The 16,814-nt window shown below is 66.8% G+C and carries 17 protein-coding genes; 4 read left to right on the top strand and 13 right to left on the bottom strand.

Annotation, left to right across the window (positions count from 1 at the left end; all coding sequences use genetic code 11):
• Positions 1–3 precede the first annotated feature (3 nt).
• The 7 genes from H7F30_RS12230 to H7F30_RS12200 all read right to left on the bottom strand — a co-directional run bounded on the left by H7F30_RS12230 (position 4) and on the right by H7F30_RS12200 (position 5,888).
• On the bottom strand, positions 4–504 hold the full coding sequence (locus tag H7F30_RS12230; protein ID WP_222617805.1) for a hypothetical protein: 501 nt from the start codon (positions 502–504) through the stop codon (positions 4–6).
• Entirely contained in the window at positions 501–1,037 is a 537-nt protein-coding gene (locus tag H7F30_RS12225; RefSeq protein ID WP_187035417.1) for a hypothetical protein, read from the bottom strand. Before H7F30_RS12225 ends, H7F30_RS12230 begins: the two co-directional genes overlap by 4 nt.
• A complete protein-coding gene (locus tag H7F30_RS12220; RefSeq protein ID WP_187035414.1) occupies positions 1,034–2,365 on the bottom strand; it encodes a phage portal protein in 1,332 nt (443 codons plus the stop codon). The genes H7F30_RS12225 and H7F30_RS12220 overlap by 4 nt, the downstream gene beginning before the upstream one ends.
• On the bottom strand, positions 2,362–3,816 hold the full coding sequence (locus H7F30_RS12215; RefSeq protein ID WP_187035411.1) for a terminase large subunit domain-containing protein: 1,455 nt from the start codon (positions 3,814–3,816) through the stop codon (positions 2,362–2,364). Before H7F30_RS12215 ends, H7F30_RS12220 begins: the two co-directional genes overlap by 4 nt.
• A gap of 397 nt (positions 3,817–4,213) precedes the next feature.
• Positions 4,214–5,371, bottom strand: coding sequence for an AAA family ATPase (locus H7F30_RS12210; protein ID WP_187035410.1), 1,158 nt, complete (start codon positions 5,369–5,371; stop codon positions 4,214–4,216).
• The gene (locus H7F30_RS12205; protein WP_187035408.1) at positions 5,368–5,700 is read right to left on the bottom strand and encodes a hypothetical protein; all 333 of its coding nucleotides are present in this window, start codon (positions 5,698–5,700) and stop codon (positions 5,368–5,370) included. Before H7F30_RS12205 ends, H7F30_RS12210 begins: the two co-directional genes overlap by 4 nt.
• Complete coding sequence (locus tag H7F30_RS12200; RefSeq protein ID WP_187035406.1) at positions 5,697–5,888, bottom strand: AlpA family transcriptional regulator; 192 nt, start codon at positions 5,886–5,888, stop codon at positions 5,697–5,699. The genes H7F30_RS12205 and H7F30_RS12200 overlap by 4 nt, the downstream gene beginning before the upstream one ends.
• Before the next feature lie 99 nt (positions 5,889–5,987).
• Here H7F30_RS12200 and H7F30_RS12195 point away from each other — a divergent pair, with 99 nt between their 5' ends.
• Together H7F30_RS12195 and xerC are read left to right on the top strand one after the other, a co-directional pair.
• Complete coding sequence (locus H7F30_RS12195) at positions 5,988–6,359, top strand: helix-turn-helix transcriptional regulator (protein WP_187035404.1); 372 nt, start codon at positions 5,988–5,990, stop codon at positions 6,357–6,359.
• 2 nt (positions 6,360–6,361) lie between these two features.
• Positions 6,362–7,480, top strand: coding sequence for a tyrosine recombinase XerC (gene xerC, locus H7F30_RS12190; RefSeq protein ID WP_187035402.1), 1,119 nt, complete (start codon positions 6,362–6,364; stop codon positions 7,478–7,480).
• A 14-nt stretch (positions 7,481–7,494) separates the two neighbouring features.
• Here the strand turns inward: xerC and glnA are convergent, their stop codons facing one another.
• Positions 7,495–8,919: a type I glutamate--ammonia ligase gene (gene glnA, locus H7F30_RS12185; protein ID WP_047311452.1), complete on the bottom strand. Its 1,425-nt coding sequence runs from the start codon at positions 8,917–8,919 to the stop codon at positions 7,495–7,497.
• Positions 8,920–9,170: 251 nt separating this feature from the next.
• Here glnA and H7F30_RS12180 point away from each other — a divergent pair, with 251 nt between their 5' ends.
• Complete coding sequence (locus H7F30_RS12180) at positions 9,171–9,587, top strand: RDD family protein (protein ID WP_187035400.1); 417 nt, start codon at positions 9,171–9,173, stop codon at positions 9,585–9,587.
• Between the two features lie 78 nt (positions 9,588–9,665).
• Here the strand turns inward: H7F30_RS12180 and H7F30_RS12175 are convergent, their stop codons facing one another.
• The 3 genes from H7F30_RS12175 to lipB form a co-directional block, all read right to left on the bottom strand.
• Positions 9,666–10,442: a DUF4191 domain-containing protein gene (locus H7F30_RS12175; protein ID WP_187035398.1), complete on the bottom strand. Its 777-nt coding sequence runs from the start codon at positions 10,440–10,442 to the stop codon at positions 9,666–9,668.
• 5 nt (positions 10,443–10,447) lie between these two features.
• The gene (gene lipA, locus H7F30_RS12170; RefSeq protein ID WP_047311455.1) at positions 10,448–11,473 is read right to left on the bottom strand and encodes a lipoyl synthase; all 1,026 of its coding nucleotides are present in this window, start codon (positions 11,471–11,473) and stop codon (positions 10,448–10,450) included.
• Between the two features lie 88 nt (positions 11,474–11,561).
• Entirely contained in the window at positions 11,562–12,203 is a 642-nt protein-coding gene (gene lipB / locus H7F30_RS12165) for a lipoyl(octanoyl) transferase LipB (protein WP_047311456.1), read from the bottom strand.
• A gap of 140 nt (positions 12,204–12,343) precedes the next feature.
• On the opposite strand from lipB, the gene H7F30_RS12160 reads away from it, so the two are divergent.
• Positions 12,344–13,876 carry a serine/threonine-protein kinase gene (locus tag H7F30_RS12160; protein WP_187035397.1) on the top strand — a complete coding sequence of 511 codons (1,533 nt, stop codon included), beginning with the start codon at positions 12,344–12,346 and terminating at the stop codon, positions 13,874–13,876.
• Here H7F30_RS12160 and H7F30_RS12155 read toward each other — a convergent pair.
• Both H7F30_RS12155 and sucB read right to left on the bottom strand, forming a co-directional pair.
• Positions 13,854–14,777, bottom strand: coding sequence for a TIGR01777 family oxidoreductase (locus tag H7F30_RS12155; protein WP_187035395.1), 924 nt, complete (start codon positions 14,775–14,777; stop codon positions 13,854–13,856). The two genes, H7F30_RS12160 and H7F30_RS12155, sit on opposite strands and share 23 nt — an antisense overlap.
• Positions 14,778–14,810: 33 nt before the next feature.
• Positions 14,811–16,679, bottom strand: a complete 1,869-nt coding sequence (sucB, locus tag H7F30_RS12150) for a 2-oxoglutarate dehydrogenase, E2 component, dihydrolipoamide succinyltransferase (protein WP_187035393.1) — start codon at positions 16,677–16,679, stop codon at positions 14,811–14,813.
• Between the last annotated feature and the right edge of the window lie 135 nt (positions 16,680–16,814).

Here is a 16,814-nt window from a genome sequence, read left to right as displayed (position 1 = left end):
CTCTCACTGTGCGTTGTGCCGGAGGATCCCGGCCAGGCTGACGCTATCGGCGGGAGCCGTCGCACCCTGCCCGATTGAGCCAACCGGGCGACGTGACGCAAGGTGCGGCTTGCGGGCGAGAAGTTCGTCGACGGCCGCGTTCAGCGCGTCGGCGTCGTCAAGGTGGGCATCGTCGAACTCGAGGTCGGACGGGTCCGCGAGACGGCCCGTGGCAGCCACCAGGGCCGTGTGCAGCCGTGCGGCCAGGTCGTCGGCGCGCTTCGCCTTCACGCGAGCGTCGGCGTTCTCCTTGCGCAGCTTCTCGACGTACTCGCGGGGGAACGTCTCATCGCCGGAGGGATCATCCGATCCGTCGACGTCGCCGCGCTCGTCCTCAAGGGTGTCGGTAGTAGTGACACCCTTGAGGGTACGCGCATTCTGCGTACCCTCCTCGTCACCCGCAGTGTCCACATTGTGGACGTCCCGCTCGTTGGTGTCGTTCTCGATGGTCAGTTCCTCGGTCATGCTGTCTCCTTCTCAACTGGTACTTGGCTGCACGTGCAGCCCTTGTGTGTCGGCATCGGATGATCGGCGGGCCACACCTGCCCGTCACGCGCCCACCATGTGCACAGTTCGCACCCGGAGCCGGACACCGAACGCACCCACCCAGTGACGTGCGGCGACCTCTTGACTCCCTCACTGAACGCCGTCGACGCGGCGTCGAGCGGTTCAGCCCTGGCGAGGCGCTGCACGCGCTCGAGGGTGACGTCAGGGACGGCGAGGATCGTTCGTGCCGCCTTGTGCAGCCGGTCGGCATCCCCCGCGTCAGGGACGAGCCCCAACGTCGCCACCGGCACGCCCATCTGCTGCATGAGCGTCGCAGCGAGAGCCAGGTCGGCCAGGGCGACCGCCCTCGAGTTCGCGCCCGCGATGAACGCGGCCAACAGGTCGACGGCTTCCTCGGTGGAGATCAGCTCCTCCTGCCACGACATGAAGATCGCCGTGACCTGCTCAGCGGCCTGGTCGCCCAGCGCCCGAATCTGCTCGCGGTACGTCACGACGCGGCCAGCTTCCCGAGATCGACCGCTGCCGCGTCGAGAGCGTCACCACGACGGGCGGAGCGAACGCGCTCGACCTGCTCGGGCGAGAAACCGAGCGTGTCTGCCAGGACGACCGACAGCGGCACGCCGACGCCGACGAGCTTCGCGGCCGCGTCCGCTGCCTGCGCGGGCGTGCGGGTCTCCGGGTTCGCCCACATCGGTTCGACGTCCAGCGTGCGAGGGTCCACGCCGTCACGGACGGCGAGCATGAGACGAGCGACCGCCGCCCACGCCGTACCGAACGTGCGGTGCAGCGCGTACGCGCGAGCAACGAGGGACGCCTCAGCCGAACGGATCGCATCCGCCGACGCAGGCTGATCGCCGTGCAGGCCCAAGTAGTGCGGCGGCAGGCCCGTGAGAGCGCCGATCTGCTGCGTGATGAGCGCGGCCGCGTCGGCGTACCCGTCGAGACGAGCCGCGTCGAACTGCCCGAACTTCGTGTCTGCTGCCTCCGACTGCCACACGTCATCGAGAGCGGCGGAAAACGGCTTCACCGGGTTACCGTCCTCGTCCTCGACAACCTCGAGGCCGGTCGCCCAACGGCGCGGGCGAGCGTAGAACTCCGACGTGACGAGCATGTCAAGGTTGATCTTGTTCAGCGCGTCGGTCAGGTCAAGGATGTCCGCCATCTCCGACACGCCGTCAACGTCGAGCAGACGCCCACGGTTCACGACCGGGACGACCGGGACGACGCCGAGCGGGTTCGGGATCCTCTCCGTCACCGTCCAGCCCGTCGAAGGCATCGCAGCCGCGTCAACCATCGTGCCGGGATGCTCGAGCACCGTGATCGCGTCCCGCTCATACAGGACCGCCCGCGCCGTGCTGCCGTCGATCCACCGCTTGAGTGCAGCCGTCACTTCACGCGACGCCGGGTCGCGCGTCACAGCCACCTGCAACGGACTCTCGACCGTCACAACCGGAGCGCCCGCCGAGTCGGCCCACACGATGACGAACGAACGGCCGTAGGCGAGAGCGTCGACGTGAGCCTGCGCCGATGCTTCCTCCATCCCGCAGCGCCGCCACACGTTCCACAGGTCCGTGTCGGGTTCAGCGTCCAGACCGCCCGCACGGAAACCGGTGAGGTCCAGACGTTCCGCCAGGGCCGTCACGGCGAGGCGGGGGAAGTTCACAGACACGCGCCGCAGACGGTCGCCCAGCGCCTCACGCGACTCGGTGGACAGGAAAGCGGCGGGCTGCTGCCCGTTCCAGTAGGAGTCGAGCTCGGTGAGCTTCGGGACGGTCGTGTCCAGCTTCTCGCTCAAGGTCTTGATCATGGTGGTGTTCATCGGAAACTCACTGCCCTTCGTTTGGTCGGCTTGTTGGTGTGGAATGACGCCCGGTCGAACGCGATGATCGCGCCGACAGCCGCGTCGATCTTGCGGGGACTGCCCTTCTTGTCCTTGCTCACGAGGTCACCCATCGGCGTTCGCTTCGCCACACAGTGCGCGACGTGCGCGGCCAGATCCTTGTTGCCGTCGTGAGTGACGGTCTGCTCCTGCGTCGCCGTGTAGAGGCGGTCCGTCGCGGGGGCCATGCGGTTCGCGGCTGCCGTGTTCCACATCAGCACCCGCTTCTCACCGTGACGCGCTGCCCACGCCTCGATCTCCGAATTCCAACCCCAAGGGTCAGCGGCCAGCTCGAGAACGTCGTACTTCTGGAACGCGACGTCTACGGCGTTGCTCACGTCCGAACGCGGAACACGCCAGCGCGGGTCGCCGGGGTTCTCCCACAGCCCCTCGACGAACAGGTGCGGGTCCTCTCCGACCGTGCAGCCGATGAGAGCCGTAGAGTCACCCGACGCGCTGCCGTCGAACGCGAGGACCACGCGAGCCTTCTTCTCCACGCGCCGTTCCGTGTCCGCCAGGGCGTCCCAGGTACCGAACGGCAGCCACGACTCCGAACCGCTCACCCACTGGCCGAGACGCAACTGACGGAACACCGGCTCACGCAACGTGCGACGAGCCGACGCGAGGCCATCACGGCTCAGGAAGTCATCCAGCGCCGGGTTAGCCTCAGCCCACGCCGCTTCGTCGTCGGTGGCGCACCCGTCAGGCGCTTGGAACTCACGCAGGAAGAACGCAGGGTCATCGCCACGACGGCCATGCTCGATGAGCCGCCACATCACACAATCGGGCGACGTCGACGGCGTACTGATAGCCAGCGTCAACGACTCGGGCCGCTTACCCTGCACCGACGTCACGGCCTCCCACACCGCCTCAGACACGACGTGCAGCTCGTCGACGATCAACAGGGACGGATCCCAGCCGTGAAGCGCGCCAGGGTCAGCCGGGAGAGCAATCATCGTCGCATCGTTGTGCGGGACGACGATCTTGTCGGAGAAGATCTGTGCGCGCTCGGCCAGCTCGGGGGAGAGCTCGATCATGCGCTTCGCCATGCGCAGCGCGATGTTCGCCTGCCGCTGATCAGACGCCACGACAAGCACCTCGGCAGACGGCGGGCCGACGAACAACTCGGCCACAGCCAGAGCAGCCGCGAGGGCCGTCTTACCGTTCGCACGAGGCAACGAGACGAGCGCCGTACGGATACCGTCAGCGAACGCGCCAGAGACGATCTCACGCTGCCACGGACGGAACCGCATCGGCTCGAGGGCACCGACACCCTTGGGAGTAACGACGTACTCGTCGACGAACCGGATACGACGCTCAGCGCGGGCCGTAGTCCAGCCGGAGAAGTCCAGAGGCGCGACCTCAATGTTGCCCTTCGGCCCTGCCCTCACGCCTCAACACCCCCTAGACGAGAATCGTTCTCAAATAGTGTCTCACATTGTGACTTAGCGGAAGGCTCCTCTTGACTTTTGTTCACCCCTTCCCCCCTGGTTCGTGCTCGTCCGCGTCGGGAGTTGCACGCTCGACATACGACGTCGACGTCGCACAGGCGGATGGAGAGGCCGCGTTCCTTGCGTCGCCATGCCTCCGGGCTGTGGTCACAGGTGAGGTCGTCGGTCGCACCGCAGTCGCTGCAGAACGGCTGGAGCTTGCGTGCTCGTCGGCTGAGTCGATCCCATGCTGAGTCGTAGCCTGCTGCTCGTGAGGGTCGAGAGGCGGCGGGTCGTCGGTGCTCGTCGCAGCGGGGGCCGTTCGAGGGTTCTCCGCACTCCAAGCAGCTGGTCATGGTCATGCGCCGTCACCGCCATCGTTGTCGGCACGCTGTGAGGCGCTGCCTACAGTGCCTACAGTGCCTACTTTGCTTCCGAAGTTGACGGGTATCACGGTGTTCTCGTGCTCGATGTAGGCAGTGTCGGCAGAGTAGGCACTCCGATACTTACCCCTGCCTACTTTCTGGATCCGGCCAGCGTCAGCGAGGCGAGTGAGGTAGGAGCCTGCCGTCTCTTTGGTGAGGTCGAGCTGCTTGCCCACCTCGGTCGGGCCGAGACCTTCCGGATGCTTCTCGAGCAGTCGGATGATCGCCGCCGACCTGTCGCCAACCCCGTCGCTCGCCTTGAGCACCTTGGCTTTGTTCGCTGCGTCCGCCAGTTCCATGCCGTCGAGTCCCCAGGCGCAACGGTTGCTGTCAAAGGTGATCGCGTACTCGTTCTCGAGAATGTCGCGGCCCGTGACGTGGAGTGCTGCCGCACCATCGTTGCGGCTGCGCTTGGCAATGAGGATCGCGTCTGCTGCGCCCGTGAGGCCGGTGCTACCTGAGACCTCGTTGAACACATCGCCTTCGTCGGTCATCTTGCGCGTGTGGTGCACGGCGACGACAGCGACACGGTGCTTGTCCGCTAGGCGCTTGAGTGCGCCCATCGCTTCGTAGTCCGCTTCGTAGCTGTTGCGGCCGTCTGAGCGGGGCGTGACCTTGCGAAGAACGTCGATGATGACGAGGCGTGCGTCGTCGTGGGCGTCGAGCCATTCGGATACGACGTCGACCATTTCTTGCCCGCGTGGAAGAACGGTCGTGATGCTCAGCCCCTTCGGCGCTGCGTCACCGTCGAGCACGGTCTCCAGTCGGTTCTTGAGCCTTCGGGGGGTGTCCTCGAGTGCGGCGTAGAGGACTGAGCCTTGTTCGACGTCGATCTTGTCGAGTGCCTTGTTTCCGCTTGCGATCGCAACACCGAGGCCGAGGCATAGCCAGGACTTGCCGAGCTTGGGGCTGCCGACGAGGAGGTTCAACCCTTCGCAGATCAGGCCGGGGACAGCCCATCGGGGTTCGGGGAACTTGGTGTCGAGTAGTTCGTCGGCGGTGAAGTACACGCCTGCCGCTCGTCCGCGCGTTTCGAGCACGGTCTCGTCGCCCCAGGGTGACGGCACGGGGCCGTCGTGGGTTTCGTTCACGCTGCGCTCTCCTGGTGGTCTAGGCTGGCACGGAAGCGGTTGTTACCCGCTGCTCGCCTGGCTGCTGCTGCCTTGGTGAGTTCGTCCGTCGTGGCTGTCACGGGGTCCAGTCCGCGCCACGACGGGTCTGTGTGGCCGGTGAGTCCGGCCGTGATGTAGACCGCGCGCTCGTGGAGTTCCCGCTCCACGGCGGCGGCTGCATCTTCTTCGTGCTTGCGAGCGTTCGCCTCGTCTGCTGCGGCGAGACCGGCGCGGAACCCTTCCGCGTACTTCACGCGGCCCTCGGCCTCCGCCATGTCGAGCAACTGCTCGAGCGAGAACCTCGTCACTCGCAGTCCCCGGCCTCGTACTGCGCCCGCAGCCATGCCTCGACGTCGTCGCGCATGTAAGCGACGCGCTTCGCGCCGAGCTTGAACGACTTCGGCCCGGTGCCCTGGTGCCGCCAGTAGCGGAGGGTACCTACGGGAACGCGAAGCACCTCGGCGGCTTCGGCTGTGGTCAGGATCGTTGGTTCCATGGGTTTCCTCTCTAGCGGTAACCGATGGTCGGTTAACCGATAAGAGGATGATACCGATGACGTTGGGCTTGTCAACCGATGATCGGTTACGCTGGCTCCGTGAGTGAATGTGAGTGCCGTACTCCTGGCGCGCAGACCCCGCCGAGTTCTGCCGCCTTCCGCGACATCGTGGCCTCGATGCCTGCGACCTTCGCGCGGAACGTTCGACGCCGTAGAGAAGCGATCGGCGTATCGCAAGGCATGGTCGCTAAGATAATGTTCAGCTACGGTTTTCGCTCCTGGCGGCAGACGACCCTAGCGAAAGTCGAGGCGGGCGAGCGGGCGGTGAAGCTCGACGAGGCATTCGCGCTCGCGGAGATCTACGCCATCTCGCTCGACGACTTGTTGCGCGACTGCGGCGTCGAAAGAGTCGACGGTGCTATCGCCGAGGACGTCTCGAAGCGGTTTCACCCGTCGAGGCGGGCGGGGTAGTCGTGATTTCCTCTCACATCGACGACCGATGGGTCGTCGAGCGTGACGGCGTGAAGGTCCGCACCGACCGCTACGGCAAGGGCAAGCGGTACCGTGCGCGCTACCGGCCTGAGCGGGGCGGCAAACAGTGGTCGAAGGCGTTCGACACGAAGCGTGACGCGAGGGCGTGGCTACACGCGAAGGCGGCTGAGGTTGCGGCGGGGACGTGGGTCGACCCGCAGCGGGAGAAGCTGACCGTTGGGCAGTGGTGCGACACCTGGCTCGCCGGGTACTCGTCGCGTAAGGCGTCCACGTACCGCCAGGCTGAGACGCACGTTCAGATCATCCGCGCGACGTTCGAGGACAAGCCGGTCAGGTCGGTGAAGCCCTCCGACGTGAACGCCTGGGTCGCCGCGATGCAGAACGACGGGCGCGCTCAGAGCTACGTCTACGCCGTCTACAGGCGCTTTGCGCAGATCATGGGAGACGCCGTTCACGACGGCCTGATCCCACGTTCGCCGTGCTCACGTCGAACGGCACCATCGCAGGGACAACAGCGCCCGTACGTCGCCACCACGGCGCAGGTATGGGCGCTGCATGATGCGTTCCCCGAGCACCTGCGTCCGGCTGTGTTGCTCGCGGCGTTCGCCGGTCTGCGTCTCGCTGAGTGCGTGGGGTTGCGCGTCGATGACGTGGACTTCGAGGCGGGCGTCATCGCGCCGGCGGTGCAGTACCCGGCCGAGCCGTTGAAGACGGACTTCTCGCGCACGCCCGTTCCTGTGCCGTTCGAGCTCGTGCGGATTATTCCGCAGGATGGTGAGCACGTCGTGATGAGCGAGTACGGACGCCAGTCGTCGCCGTGGGCCGTCGAACGGGCGATGCGCGCGGCACGGGGGAGCGTGGACGGGCTGCCGGACGGGTTCAGATTCCACGACCTGCGGCACTACTTTGCGAGTCTGTTGATCTCGGCGGGCCTCGACGTGAAGGTCGTTCAGGCGCGGATGCGCCACAAGAACGCGACGACGACGCTCAACACGTATGGGCACCTGTGGCCGGACAAGGACGAGACCGCCCGTTCTGCCGTGGCTGCTGCCATGACGAACGGACGGTCTGAGTCCCTACTGAGTCCCGAAGGGTCGTAAACCCGCGTGATTGCTCAGATGTCGTAGTACATCTCGAACTCGTGCGGGTGCGGACGGAACCGGATCGGGTCGACCTCGTTGAGGCGCTTGTACTCGATCCACGTCTGGATGAGGTCCTCCGTGAACACGTCGCCCTCGAGCAGGTACTCGTGGTCGGCCTCGAGCGCGTCGAGAACGGCCGGCAGCGACGCCGGAACCTGCTCGATGGCGTCGTGCTCCTCGGGCGGAAGCTCGTAGAGGTCCTTGTCCACCGGCTCCGGCGGCTCGATGCGGTTCTTGATGCCGTCCAGGCCCGCCATGAGCTGCGCCGCGAAGCACAGGTACGGGTTCGCCGAAGGGTCCGGCACGCGGAACTCGACACGCTTCGCCTTCGGCGACGTACCCGTGATCGGGATACGCACACACGCCGAACGGTTACGCGCGGAGTACACGAGGTTCACGGGAGCCTCGTAACCCGGCACGAGGCGGTGGTAGGAGTTCATCGACGGGTTCGTGAACGCCAGCAGCGACGGAGCGTGCTTGAGCAGACCACCGATGTACCAGCGGGCGATGTCCGACAGGCCGCCGTAGCCGCGCTCGTCGTAGAACAGCGGCTCGCCGTCCTTCCACAGCGACTGGTGCGTGTGCATACCCGAACCGTTGTCACCGAACAGCGGCTTCGGCATGAACGTCGCCGACTTGCCGTTCGCGAACGCCGTGTTCTTGATGACGTACTTGAACTTCATGACGTCGTCGCCCGACTGCAGAAGCTCGTTGAACTTGTAGTTGATCTCCATCTGGCCGGCGGTGCCGACCTCGTGGTGGCTGCGCTCGACCTCGAGGCCCACCTCGGCCAGACGCAGGCACATCTCGTCACGCAGGTCGGCGTAGTGGTCGACCGGGGGAACGGGGAAGTAGCCACCCTTGTAACGGGTCTTGTACCCGAGGTTGCCACCCTCCTCCTCGCGGCCCGTGTTCCAGGCGGCCTCGATGGAGTCGATGTAGTAGTAGCTGGCGTTCTGCTTCGTCTCGAAACGGATGTCGTCGAAGACGTAGAACTCCGCCTCCGCGCCGAAGAACGCCGTGTCGGCGATGCCCGTCGACTTGAGGTAGGCCTCGGCCTTGGCCGCGATGTTGCGCGGGTCACGCGAGTACTGCTCGCCCGTGAACGGATCCACGATCGAGAAGTTGATGATGAGCGTCTTTTCCTTGCGGTACGGGTCGACGAACGCCGTCTTGAGGTCCGGCACGAGCTTCATGTCCGACTCGTGGATCGCCTGGAAACCGCGGATGGACGAGCCGTCGAACATCTGGCCCTCTTCGATCGCGTCGGCGTCGAAGCTCTCGGCCGGGATGTTGAAGTGCTGCATGACCCCGGGGAGGTCGCAGAATCGGATGTCGATGAACTTGACATCCTCGTCCTTGATGAATTTCAAGGCCTCGTCAGCGGTCTGGAACATTGATCCTCCTGATCGGATGGGCGAGACCGGTCGGCGTCGCACCGCGTGTTCACCACGACAGTAGTCGGGGGGAGTTTCCCTCTCGTGGCTTCAATGTTTCAGCGGTGTTACACACGTGCCGATCTGTCGAAGTGTCCGGGACGCGTCCCGGACACACGGATTAAACCTATCGGTAGGCACGGCCCTAGGGTTGGAGCAACACAGATCGTGCCTCACAGTGCGAGACGATCATGTCCGGAAAAGGAGAGACGATGACGAGCCCCGAGGCCCACACCGACCCCGCCGCAGGGCGCCCCGTCGAGGGGCCGGGTTCACTGGGACGCTTCCTTCCCCGCATCGGCGCACTGCTCATCGACTGGTTCCTGTGCTCCCTGATCGCGGCGGCATTCCTCGACTACCGCTGGGGCGGCTCCGGCGCCGAGGGGTTCAAGCCGCTCCTCGTCTTCGCGATCGAGAACTTCCTGCTCGTGAGCACCATCGGCATGACGATCGGTCACCGCATCTTCGGGCTCGTCGTCCAGCGTCCGGATGCAACGCCTCCCGGTCTGGTCTCCGGCGCCGTGCGCACCGTCCTGCTGTGCCTCGTCGTACCTGCCGTCGTCACCGACGGCTACGGACGAGGACTGCACGACAAGATCGCGGGAACGCTCATCCTGCGCACTCGCTGACGCGTCGCCGCCTGCTGAACGACGAAGGCTCCTTCCCCAAGCGGGGGAAAGAGCCTTCGTCGCGTTCGAATCGAGCGGTCAGCGTCCGCGCATGGCCGCACGGTTGACGCGCGCCTTGTTCGGGTCGACGCCGGCGGGCACCCCCGGTTTGAGTCCGCCGAGGGCACGCAGACGCTTCGTCACCTGGCCGGACTCGTCGTCGGTGAGCACCTTGGGGAGCTTCTGCATGTCCTTCGTCAGACGCTCGACGGGGACGGCCTCGTCGTCCGTGCCGACGCGGATCGTGTGCACCGGAACCTCGGGACCGAGCACGCGGCTCGTGCGCTTGCTCTCCTGAGCGAGGAGGCGGGTTGCGCCGCCCTTGGGGCCCTCGGCCACGAGCACGACGCCCGGCTTGCCGACGGCGCGGTACACCATCGCGGCGCTCGAGAGATCCTTGACCTGACGGCTGCGACCCATGTCGGCGCCGACCGGCTCCTGCTCGACGAACCAACCGCGACGAAGCGACGACATCGCCGCCGCGCTCGCACCCGGCTGACCCGAGATCGACTTGTAGATCGCCGTGTTCGCACGGCGCGCCAGCACCACCATCGCCGCGAGCAGACCGAACAGCAGCCCGAGGATGCCGAAGTAGATCGGGTGGCCGAAACCGAAACCGATCGCGAGGAACACGAGGAAGACGAGGGCGAAAGCCCCCACCATCCACGGGATCAGCGCCGGGTCGTTCGCGCGCGTCGTCTCGAAGACCTGCTTGAACTGCGACGAGCGACCGGGAGCCTTGCTCGCTCCCGCCTCACCGCGACCGCGCCGGAAGCGTGACTTCTTGGGCTCGTTCGAGCCGGAGGATGTTGCCATGCCGATCAGGATACGTCGGAGCGCGTGCGCTCGACCAACGACGCCGCCTCCTGGCGGGCCGGGGACGATGCCGCTTCGGCGAGGTGCTGGAGGTTCTCCGGCAGGGCCTGGCCGCGCTTGGCCATGACCTGTGCGTAGAGGCGTCCGGCGCGGTACGACGAACGCACGAGCGGGCCGGCCATGACGCCGGAGAAACCGATCTCCTCCGCGCGGTCACTCCAGTGGACGAACTCCTCGGGCTTGACCCACCGGTCGATCGGGTGGTGCAGCTTCGAAGGACGCAGGTACTGCGTGATCGTGATGATGTCGCAGCCGGCCTCGTGCAGATCCTGCAGGGCCTGGTCGATCTCGTGCTCCTCCTCACCCATGCCGAGGATGAGGTTCGACTTCGTCACGAGTTCCTGCTCGCGCGCCATCGTCAGCACCTTCAGCGACTTCTCGTAGGTGAAGGCCGGGCGGATGCGGCGGAAGATGCGCGGCACCGTCTCGAGGTTGTGTGCGAACACCTCGGGGCGTGCATCGAAGACCTTGCCGACGAGCTCCGGCACGGCGCCGAAGTCGGGAGGGAGGATCTCGACGCCCGTGTTGGGGTTGAGTTCGTGGATGAGACGCACGGTGTCGCCGTAGAGCTGCGCAGCGCCGTCCTTGAGGTCGTCGCGGGCCACACCGGTGACGGTGGCGTAGCGCAGGCCCATCTCGCGCACCGACTCCGCGACACGGCGCGGCTCGTCGAGGTCGAGGGGACCGGGCTTGCCGGTGGCGATATCGCAGAAGTCGCAACGACGCGTGCAGGTGTCACCACCGATGAGGAACGTGGCCTCGCGGTCTTCCCAACACTCGAAGATGTTCGGACAGCCGGCTTCCTGGCACACGGTGTGCAGGCCCTCGCCCTTGACGAGCTTCTGGAGCGAGTTGTACTCCGGGCCCATCTTGGCGGTGGTACGGATCCAACTCGGCTTGCGTTCGATGGGGGTCTCGGCGTTGCGCGCCTCGACGCGCAAAAGACGACGGCCTTCGGGCGCGACGGTCAAGACACTGACTCCTTGCGGTGGTTTGGCATGGCCTTTCCAGCACAACAGCCTACGCCTGCCGGAACTTCCCGAGCGACTTCGAGAGTCGTCATGAACGACGCCGGGGCGACAGAAGATCAGGCAGCCGCGCCTCGACGAGGGGAAGCACCTCACGCACAGGCACATCGCGGCCGAGTTCCTTGCTCAGGGTGGTCACGCCCGCGTCGGAGATCCCGCACGGGACGATGGTCTGCGTCCAGCCGAGATCGCAGTTCGCATTGAGGGAGAAACCGTGCATCGTGGCGCGCTTCGAGACGCGCACGCCGATGGCGCCGATCTTGCGGTCGGGACCCTTGTCGTCGGCGAGCACCCAGGTACCTGTGCGGCCCTCGACGGTGGTGGCCTCGACCCCGAGGTCAGCGCACACACCGATCATGAGCTGCTCGATGCGGCGCACGTGCGCCACGACGTCGATGGGGATGGGCAGCGCGAAGATCGGGTACCCGACGAGCTGACCCGGGCCGTGCCACGTGATCTTGCCGCCGCGGTCGACGTCGACGACGGGCGTGCCGTCGAAGGGACGCTCGTGAGCCTCGGTGCGCTTGCCGGCGGTGTAGACGGGGGTGTGTTCGAGCAGGAGAACCGTGTCCTCGCCACCCGCCACGACCTCGGCGTGAATCTCCCGTTGTTTGCTCCAACCGGCCTCGTAATCGACGAAATCAGGATCGAAGCCGAGGTGGATGACGCGCATGAGGGGAGCCTACGCCCGGGCTCATGTCGGGGCGCTCGGAGGGGGCTGTGGATAACTTCTGCGCCGCTCGCCGCGATCTTGGCAGGCTGAAAACGGCGACCCGATCGGGCGTCAGATCGCAACGGAGCAGGGAGGCCGTCATGACACATGAACCACGGCTCGAGGGTTACACGGTGGAGGAGTTCATCGGAGCGGGCGGCAGTGCAGATGTCTGGCGCGTCATCGCACCCGGTGGTGCGAGCCTCGCGGCGAAGGTGTTCCGCGAGGCCGGTGAGGCCTCCGGACGCGCCGAGTGGCGCAGCATGCGTCGTCATGCCGGGGACCACGTCGTGCCGGTTGTCGACTTCCTCCGCGACGACGACGGGCGCAGCGTTCTGCTCATGCCGTACCTGCCGGGCGGGAGCTTGCACGACGTCGTCGTCGGTCGCGGCGGACTCACGGCGGGGGAGTGCGTGACGGCACTCGCGCCCATTGCAGGAGCGCTCTCCCGCATTCACGACGGAGGGTGCGTCCATGGCGACGTCACCCCGCGCAACGTCTTGTTCGACGATGTCGGGCGACCGTTGTTGAGCGATCTCGGTGCGTCACGCGTGGCGGCTCTGCCCGGCGAGGCCGAATGGGGCAGCGCAGGTTTCGTCGCCCCCGAGGTTCTTGAAGGCCATGCTCCTGCGGCGTCGAGCGACGTGTTCTCCCTGGCTGCGGTGGCGTGGTTCGCGCTCGTCGGCGAGGCGCCCGCGCCCGCGTCGCTTCGACCGCCGCTGAGCGAACTCGTGCCCGACGTCCCGGAGCCTCTGGAGCGCCTTATCGCGGCCGGTCTGGCGCTCACTCCGTCGGCTCGCCCTTACTCCGACGACATGGCTCGCAAACTTCTCGAGGCTGCCGACCCGGTGGCTGTGCCCGTCGATCGGTCGCTGCCTCGAGTGGCCGGGGCGGATGCGCCGGCCGAATCGATCACACGTCGTCTGCGGGAGGAAGCGCAGAAGCGACAGCTCGCGGAAGGGCCACAGACGCGCAGAGCGGCAGGCCGGGGCCGCCGTCACGGGGAGGGTCCACAGCGGGGGAGGTCGCTTCTCGTCGGTGCACTGACGTTGGGTGTGACGCTGGTGGCCGGAGCCGCCCTGTGGCCCACGGATGATGCTCCCGACTCGGTGGAGGATCCGGCACGAGGTGCCGCGGCGGAACACTCGCCGTACGCCGCGCGGGGCACAACCTCCGAGCCGAGAGCGACGACGTCGACGGCGCGCCCCTCGGCCTCCGGCAAGGCGAGCACCGCCTCGAAGGACTCGTCGAGTGCCACCTCGCACCCACCGACCCGCGGCGAGGTGGAGGCACTGCTCGCATGTCGCGCCGAGGCCTGGAACAGCGTCGATCAGCGCCGGCTCGAGCGATGCCTGGCGCCGAAGTCGCCCGCGCTGACGAGCGACAGCGCGGCCCTACGCCAAGCGCAGCGTGACGGCATCGTCTATTCGGGGGTCTCCTACCGCGTCGCGAGCTACACCCCCAAGACAGGCGCTGCCGGTACGGCCGGAGCCACCGCAACAGTCACGCGCTCGGGCTACACGGTGACCCATGGCAACGACCGGTCGCGCAGGGCGAGTCAATCCACTCAGGTGGAGCTGCGCCTCGTGAGCGATGCCGGGCAGTGGCGGATCAGTGAGTGGAGTGGTCGCTGAGATCGGCCGCGAGGCGGTCGAGGACCTGATCGAGGTTGGAATCCATCCATGTGAAGCCGGACGCCTGCAGGACGGCCGGGCGCACTCTCGTCGAGGCGGTGAGCTGGGTCGACATCTCGCCCAGAACTGCGCGCAGTGCGAACTCCGGCGCCGGCGCCACGGCTGGGCGGCGCATCGAGCGCCCCAGCGCCTTGGCGACACCGGCCTGGCGGCACGCGAGTGGCGCCGCGAGGTTGACCGGTCCCGTGATGTCCGGGTGGTCGATGAGGTGGGCCAGCGCGCGCACTTCGTCACGCAGGCTGATCCAGCTCCACCACTGACGACCGGAGCCCAACGGGCCGAGCACGCCGAACTTGGCCGGAAGGGCCATCTGGGCGAAGGCCCCGCCCTGTGCGGAGACGACGAGCGTCGTGCGGGCGAACGCAACGCTGTGGCCGTCGCTCGTGGCCCGCTCGGCACACCCTTCCCAGTCGACGACGAGGTCGGCCAGGAAGTCCGACCCGGCTGACGAGGTCTCGTCGAGGATTTCCTCGCCGCGGTCGCCGTAGAAACCCATCGCCGAGCCGGAGACGAGGCGCTTCGGCGTGCAGTGGGCCAGCGCCTCGACGAGCGTCGTCGTCGTGTCGATGCGAGAGTCCCGTAGGGCTTTCTTGTACGAAGCCGTCCACCGATGGTCCCCGATGCCGGCACCCGCGAGATTGACGACGACATCGACATCGTTCAAGGCGGCGGCCAACTCGTCCACCGGTTCACCGGGGGCGGGCAGCGCGACCTCGTACGGCGGCACGGGGTGCCTGCGCACGAGTCGCACGACAGTGTCCCCGCGTTCGCGCAGAAATGCAGACAGCGCACCGCCGATCAATCCGGAGGAACCGGTGATGGCGATGCGCTGCCTGGTCATGGCTTCAGGTTAAGCCGTCGGACCGCCTGAGGGTCACACCTCGAAGGCGCCCTCTTCCAGACGGGCCTTGACGGCCGAGAGGAAGCGACCGGCGTCCGCGCCGTCGACCACGCGGTGGTCGTAGGTGAGGACGAGGTACATCATCTGGCGGACCGCGATGGAGTCGTTGCCGAACTCGTCCGTGACGACAACCGGGCGCTTCGTCATCGCGCCGGTGCCGAGGATGGCGACCTGCGGCTGGTTGATGATCGGCGTGTCGAGGAGCGAACCGTTCGAGCCGATGTTGGAGATGGTGAACGTGCCACCACCCAGCTCGTCCGGCGTCACCTTGTTGTCACGCGTACGCGCGGCAAGGTCGGCGATCTTCTTCGCGATGCCGGCGATCGACAGGTCACCGGCGTCCTTGACCACCGGCACGAGCAGGCCGCGCGGCGTGTCAACCGCAATGCCGATGTGCTCGGCGTTGTGGTAGACGATGTTCTCGCCGTCGACCGAGGAGTTGACCTGCGGGAACGCCTTGAGTGCCTCGACGACCGCCGTCGTGATGAACGGCAGGTAGGAGAGGTTGACGCCCTCGCGGGACTTGAAGTTCTCCTTGTTGCGCGCACGCGTGGCGGCGACCTTGGTCATGTCGACCTCGACGACGGCCGTGAGCTGCGCCGACGTGGCGAGCGACTCGACCATGCGCTGGGCGATGACCTTGCGCAGACGCGACATCTTCTCGGTCGTGCCGCGCTTGGCCTGGGCCTCGGCGGACGCCTGGGGAGCGGCCTGCGGCGTGGCCGCAGCTGCGGGAGCAGCGGCAGCCGACTCCTGTGCGGGGGCCGGTGCCTCTTCCTTGGGCGCCGAAGCGGCCTTGGCGGCGTCGAGGACGTCCTGCTTACGGATACGACCGCCGACACCGGTGCCCTTGATGGACGACAGGTCGATGTTGTTCTCGGCCGCGATCTTGCGCACGAGCGGCGTGACGTACGTGCCGGAGTTGTCGACCTTCGTCGAGGCCTCCTGCTGCTTGTCACCCTGGTCGCTGGAGGAAGACTCCTTGGCGGGAGCCTCCTGCTTCGGCTCTTCCTTCGGCTCGTCCTTGGCCTCGGGAGCCTTCTCGGGCTCGGAGGTCTCGGACTTGTTCTCGGCAGCCTCGACGGCCTCGTCCTGCTTCTCGGAGTCGACGGACTCCTGCGGCTGCTCGGCCTTCTCCTCGGACTCGGCCGAGTCGTCGGACGAACCGGACGACGAACCGCCCGCCTCGCCCCCGATGACGGCGAGGTCGGCGCCGACCGGCACCGTCTCGTCCTCGGAAACCAGGATCTTCGTCAGCTTGCCCGCCACGGGGGAGGGAACCTCGGTGTCGACCTTGTCCGTGGAGACCTCGAGCAGCGGCTCGTCGACGGCGACGTCGTCGCCCTCGGCCTTGAGCCAGCGCGTGATGGTGCCCTCGGTGACGGACTCGCCGAGCGCCGGCATCGTCACCTTCTCGCCACCGGAGACCTCGCCGCCGCCGGAGGAGGCAGCTTCCTGCTTGGGCTCTTCGGACTTCTGCTCGTCGTCGGAGGACTTGGACTCCTTCTCGGAGGAGGTCTCCTCAGCAGCTTCCTCGGTCTTCTCCTCGCCCTTGTCCTCGGCCTCGGCCGAGTCGTCGGAGGAGTCGGAACCGCCGGAGGCCTCACCGTCGCCGACGACGGCGAGGTCAGCGCCGACCGGCACCGTCTCGTCCTCTTCGACGAGGATCTCCTGCAGCGTGCCGGCAACCGGGGACGGAATCTCGGTGTCGACCTTGTCCGTGGAGACCTCGAGCAGCGGCTCGTCAACGGCAACGGTGTCACCGACGTTCTTCAGCCAACGGGTCACGGTGCCTTCGGTCACCGACTCGCCGAGGGCCGGCATGGTCACGCGGTCAGACATGGGTGGAGGTCTCCTCAATCCAAATTGCACGTTTGGGGTCGCGGATGAAGTTGTCGACTCCGGGGGCGGGTCGCGAAACGGGCTCCCGATCAGACCCCATCTTGTCACTGTCGAGCGAGGTTGCGGAAACCCGGG

It is taken from the genome of Dermacoccus sp. PAMC28757, assembly GCF_014302635.1.
Taxonomy (GTDB): domain Bacteria; phylum Actinomycetota; class Actinomycetes; order Actinomycetales; family Dermatophilaceae; genus Dermacoccus; species Dermacoccus abyssi.
The sequence above is the reverse complement of the archived record's forward strand: the minus strand, read 5'-3'. Positions and strand labels throughout refer to the sequence as shown.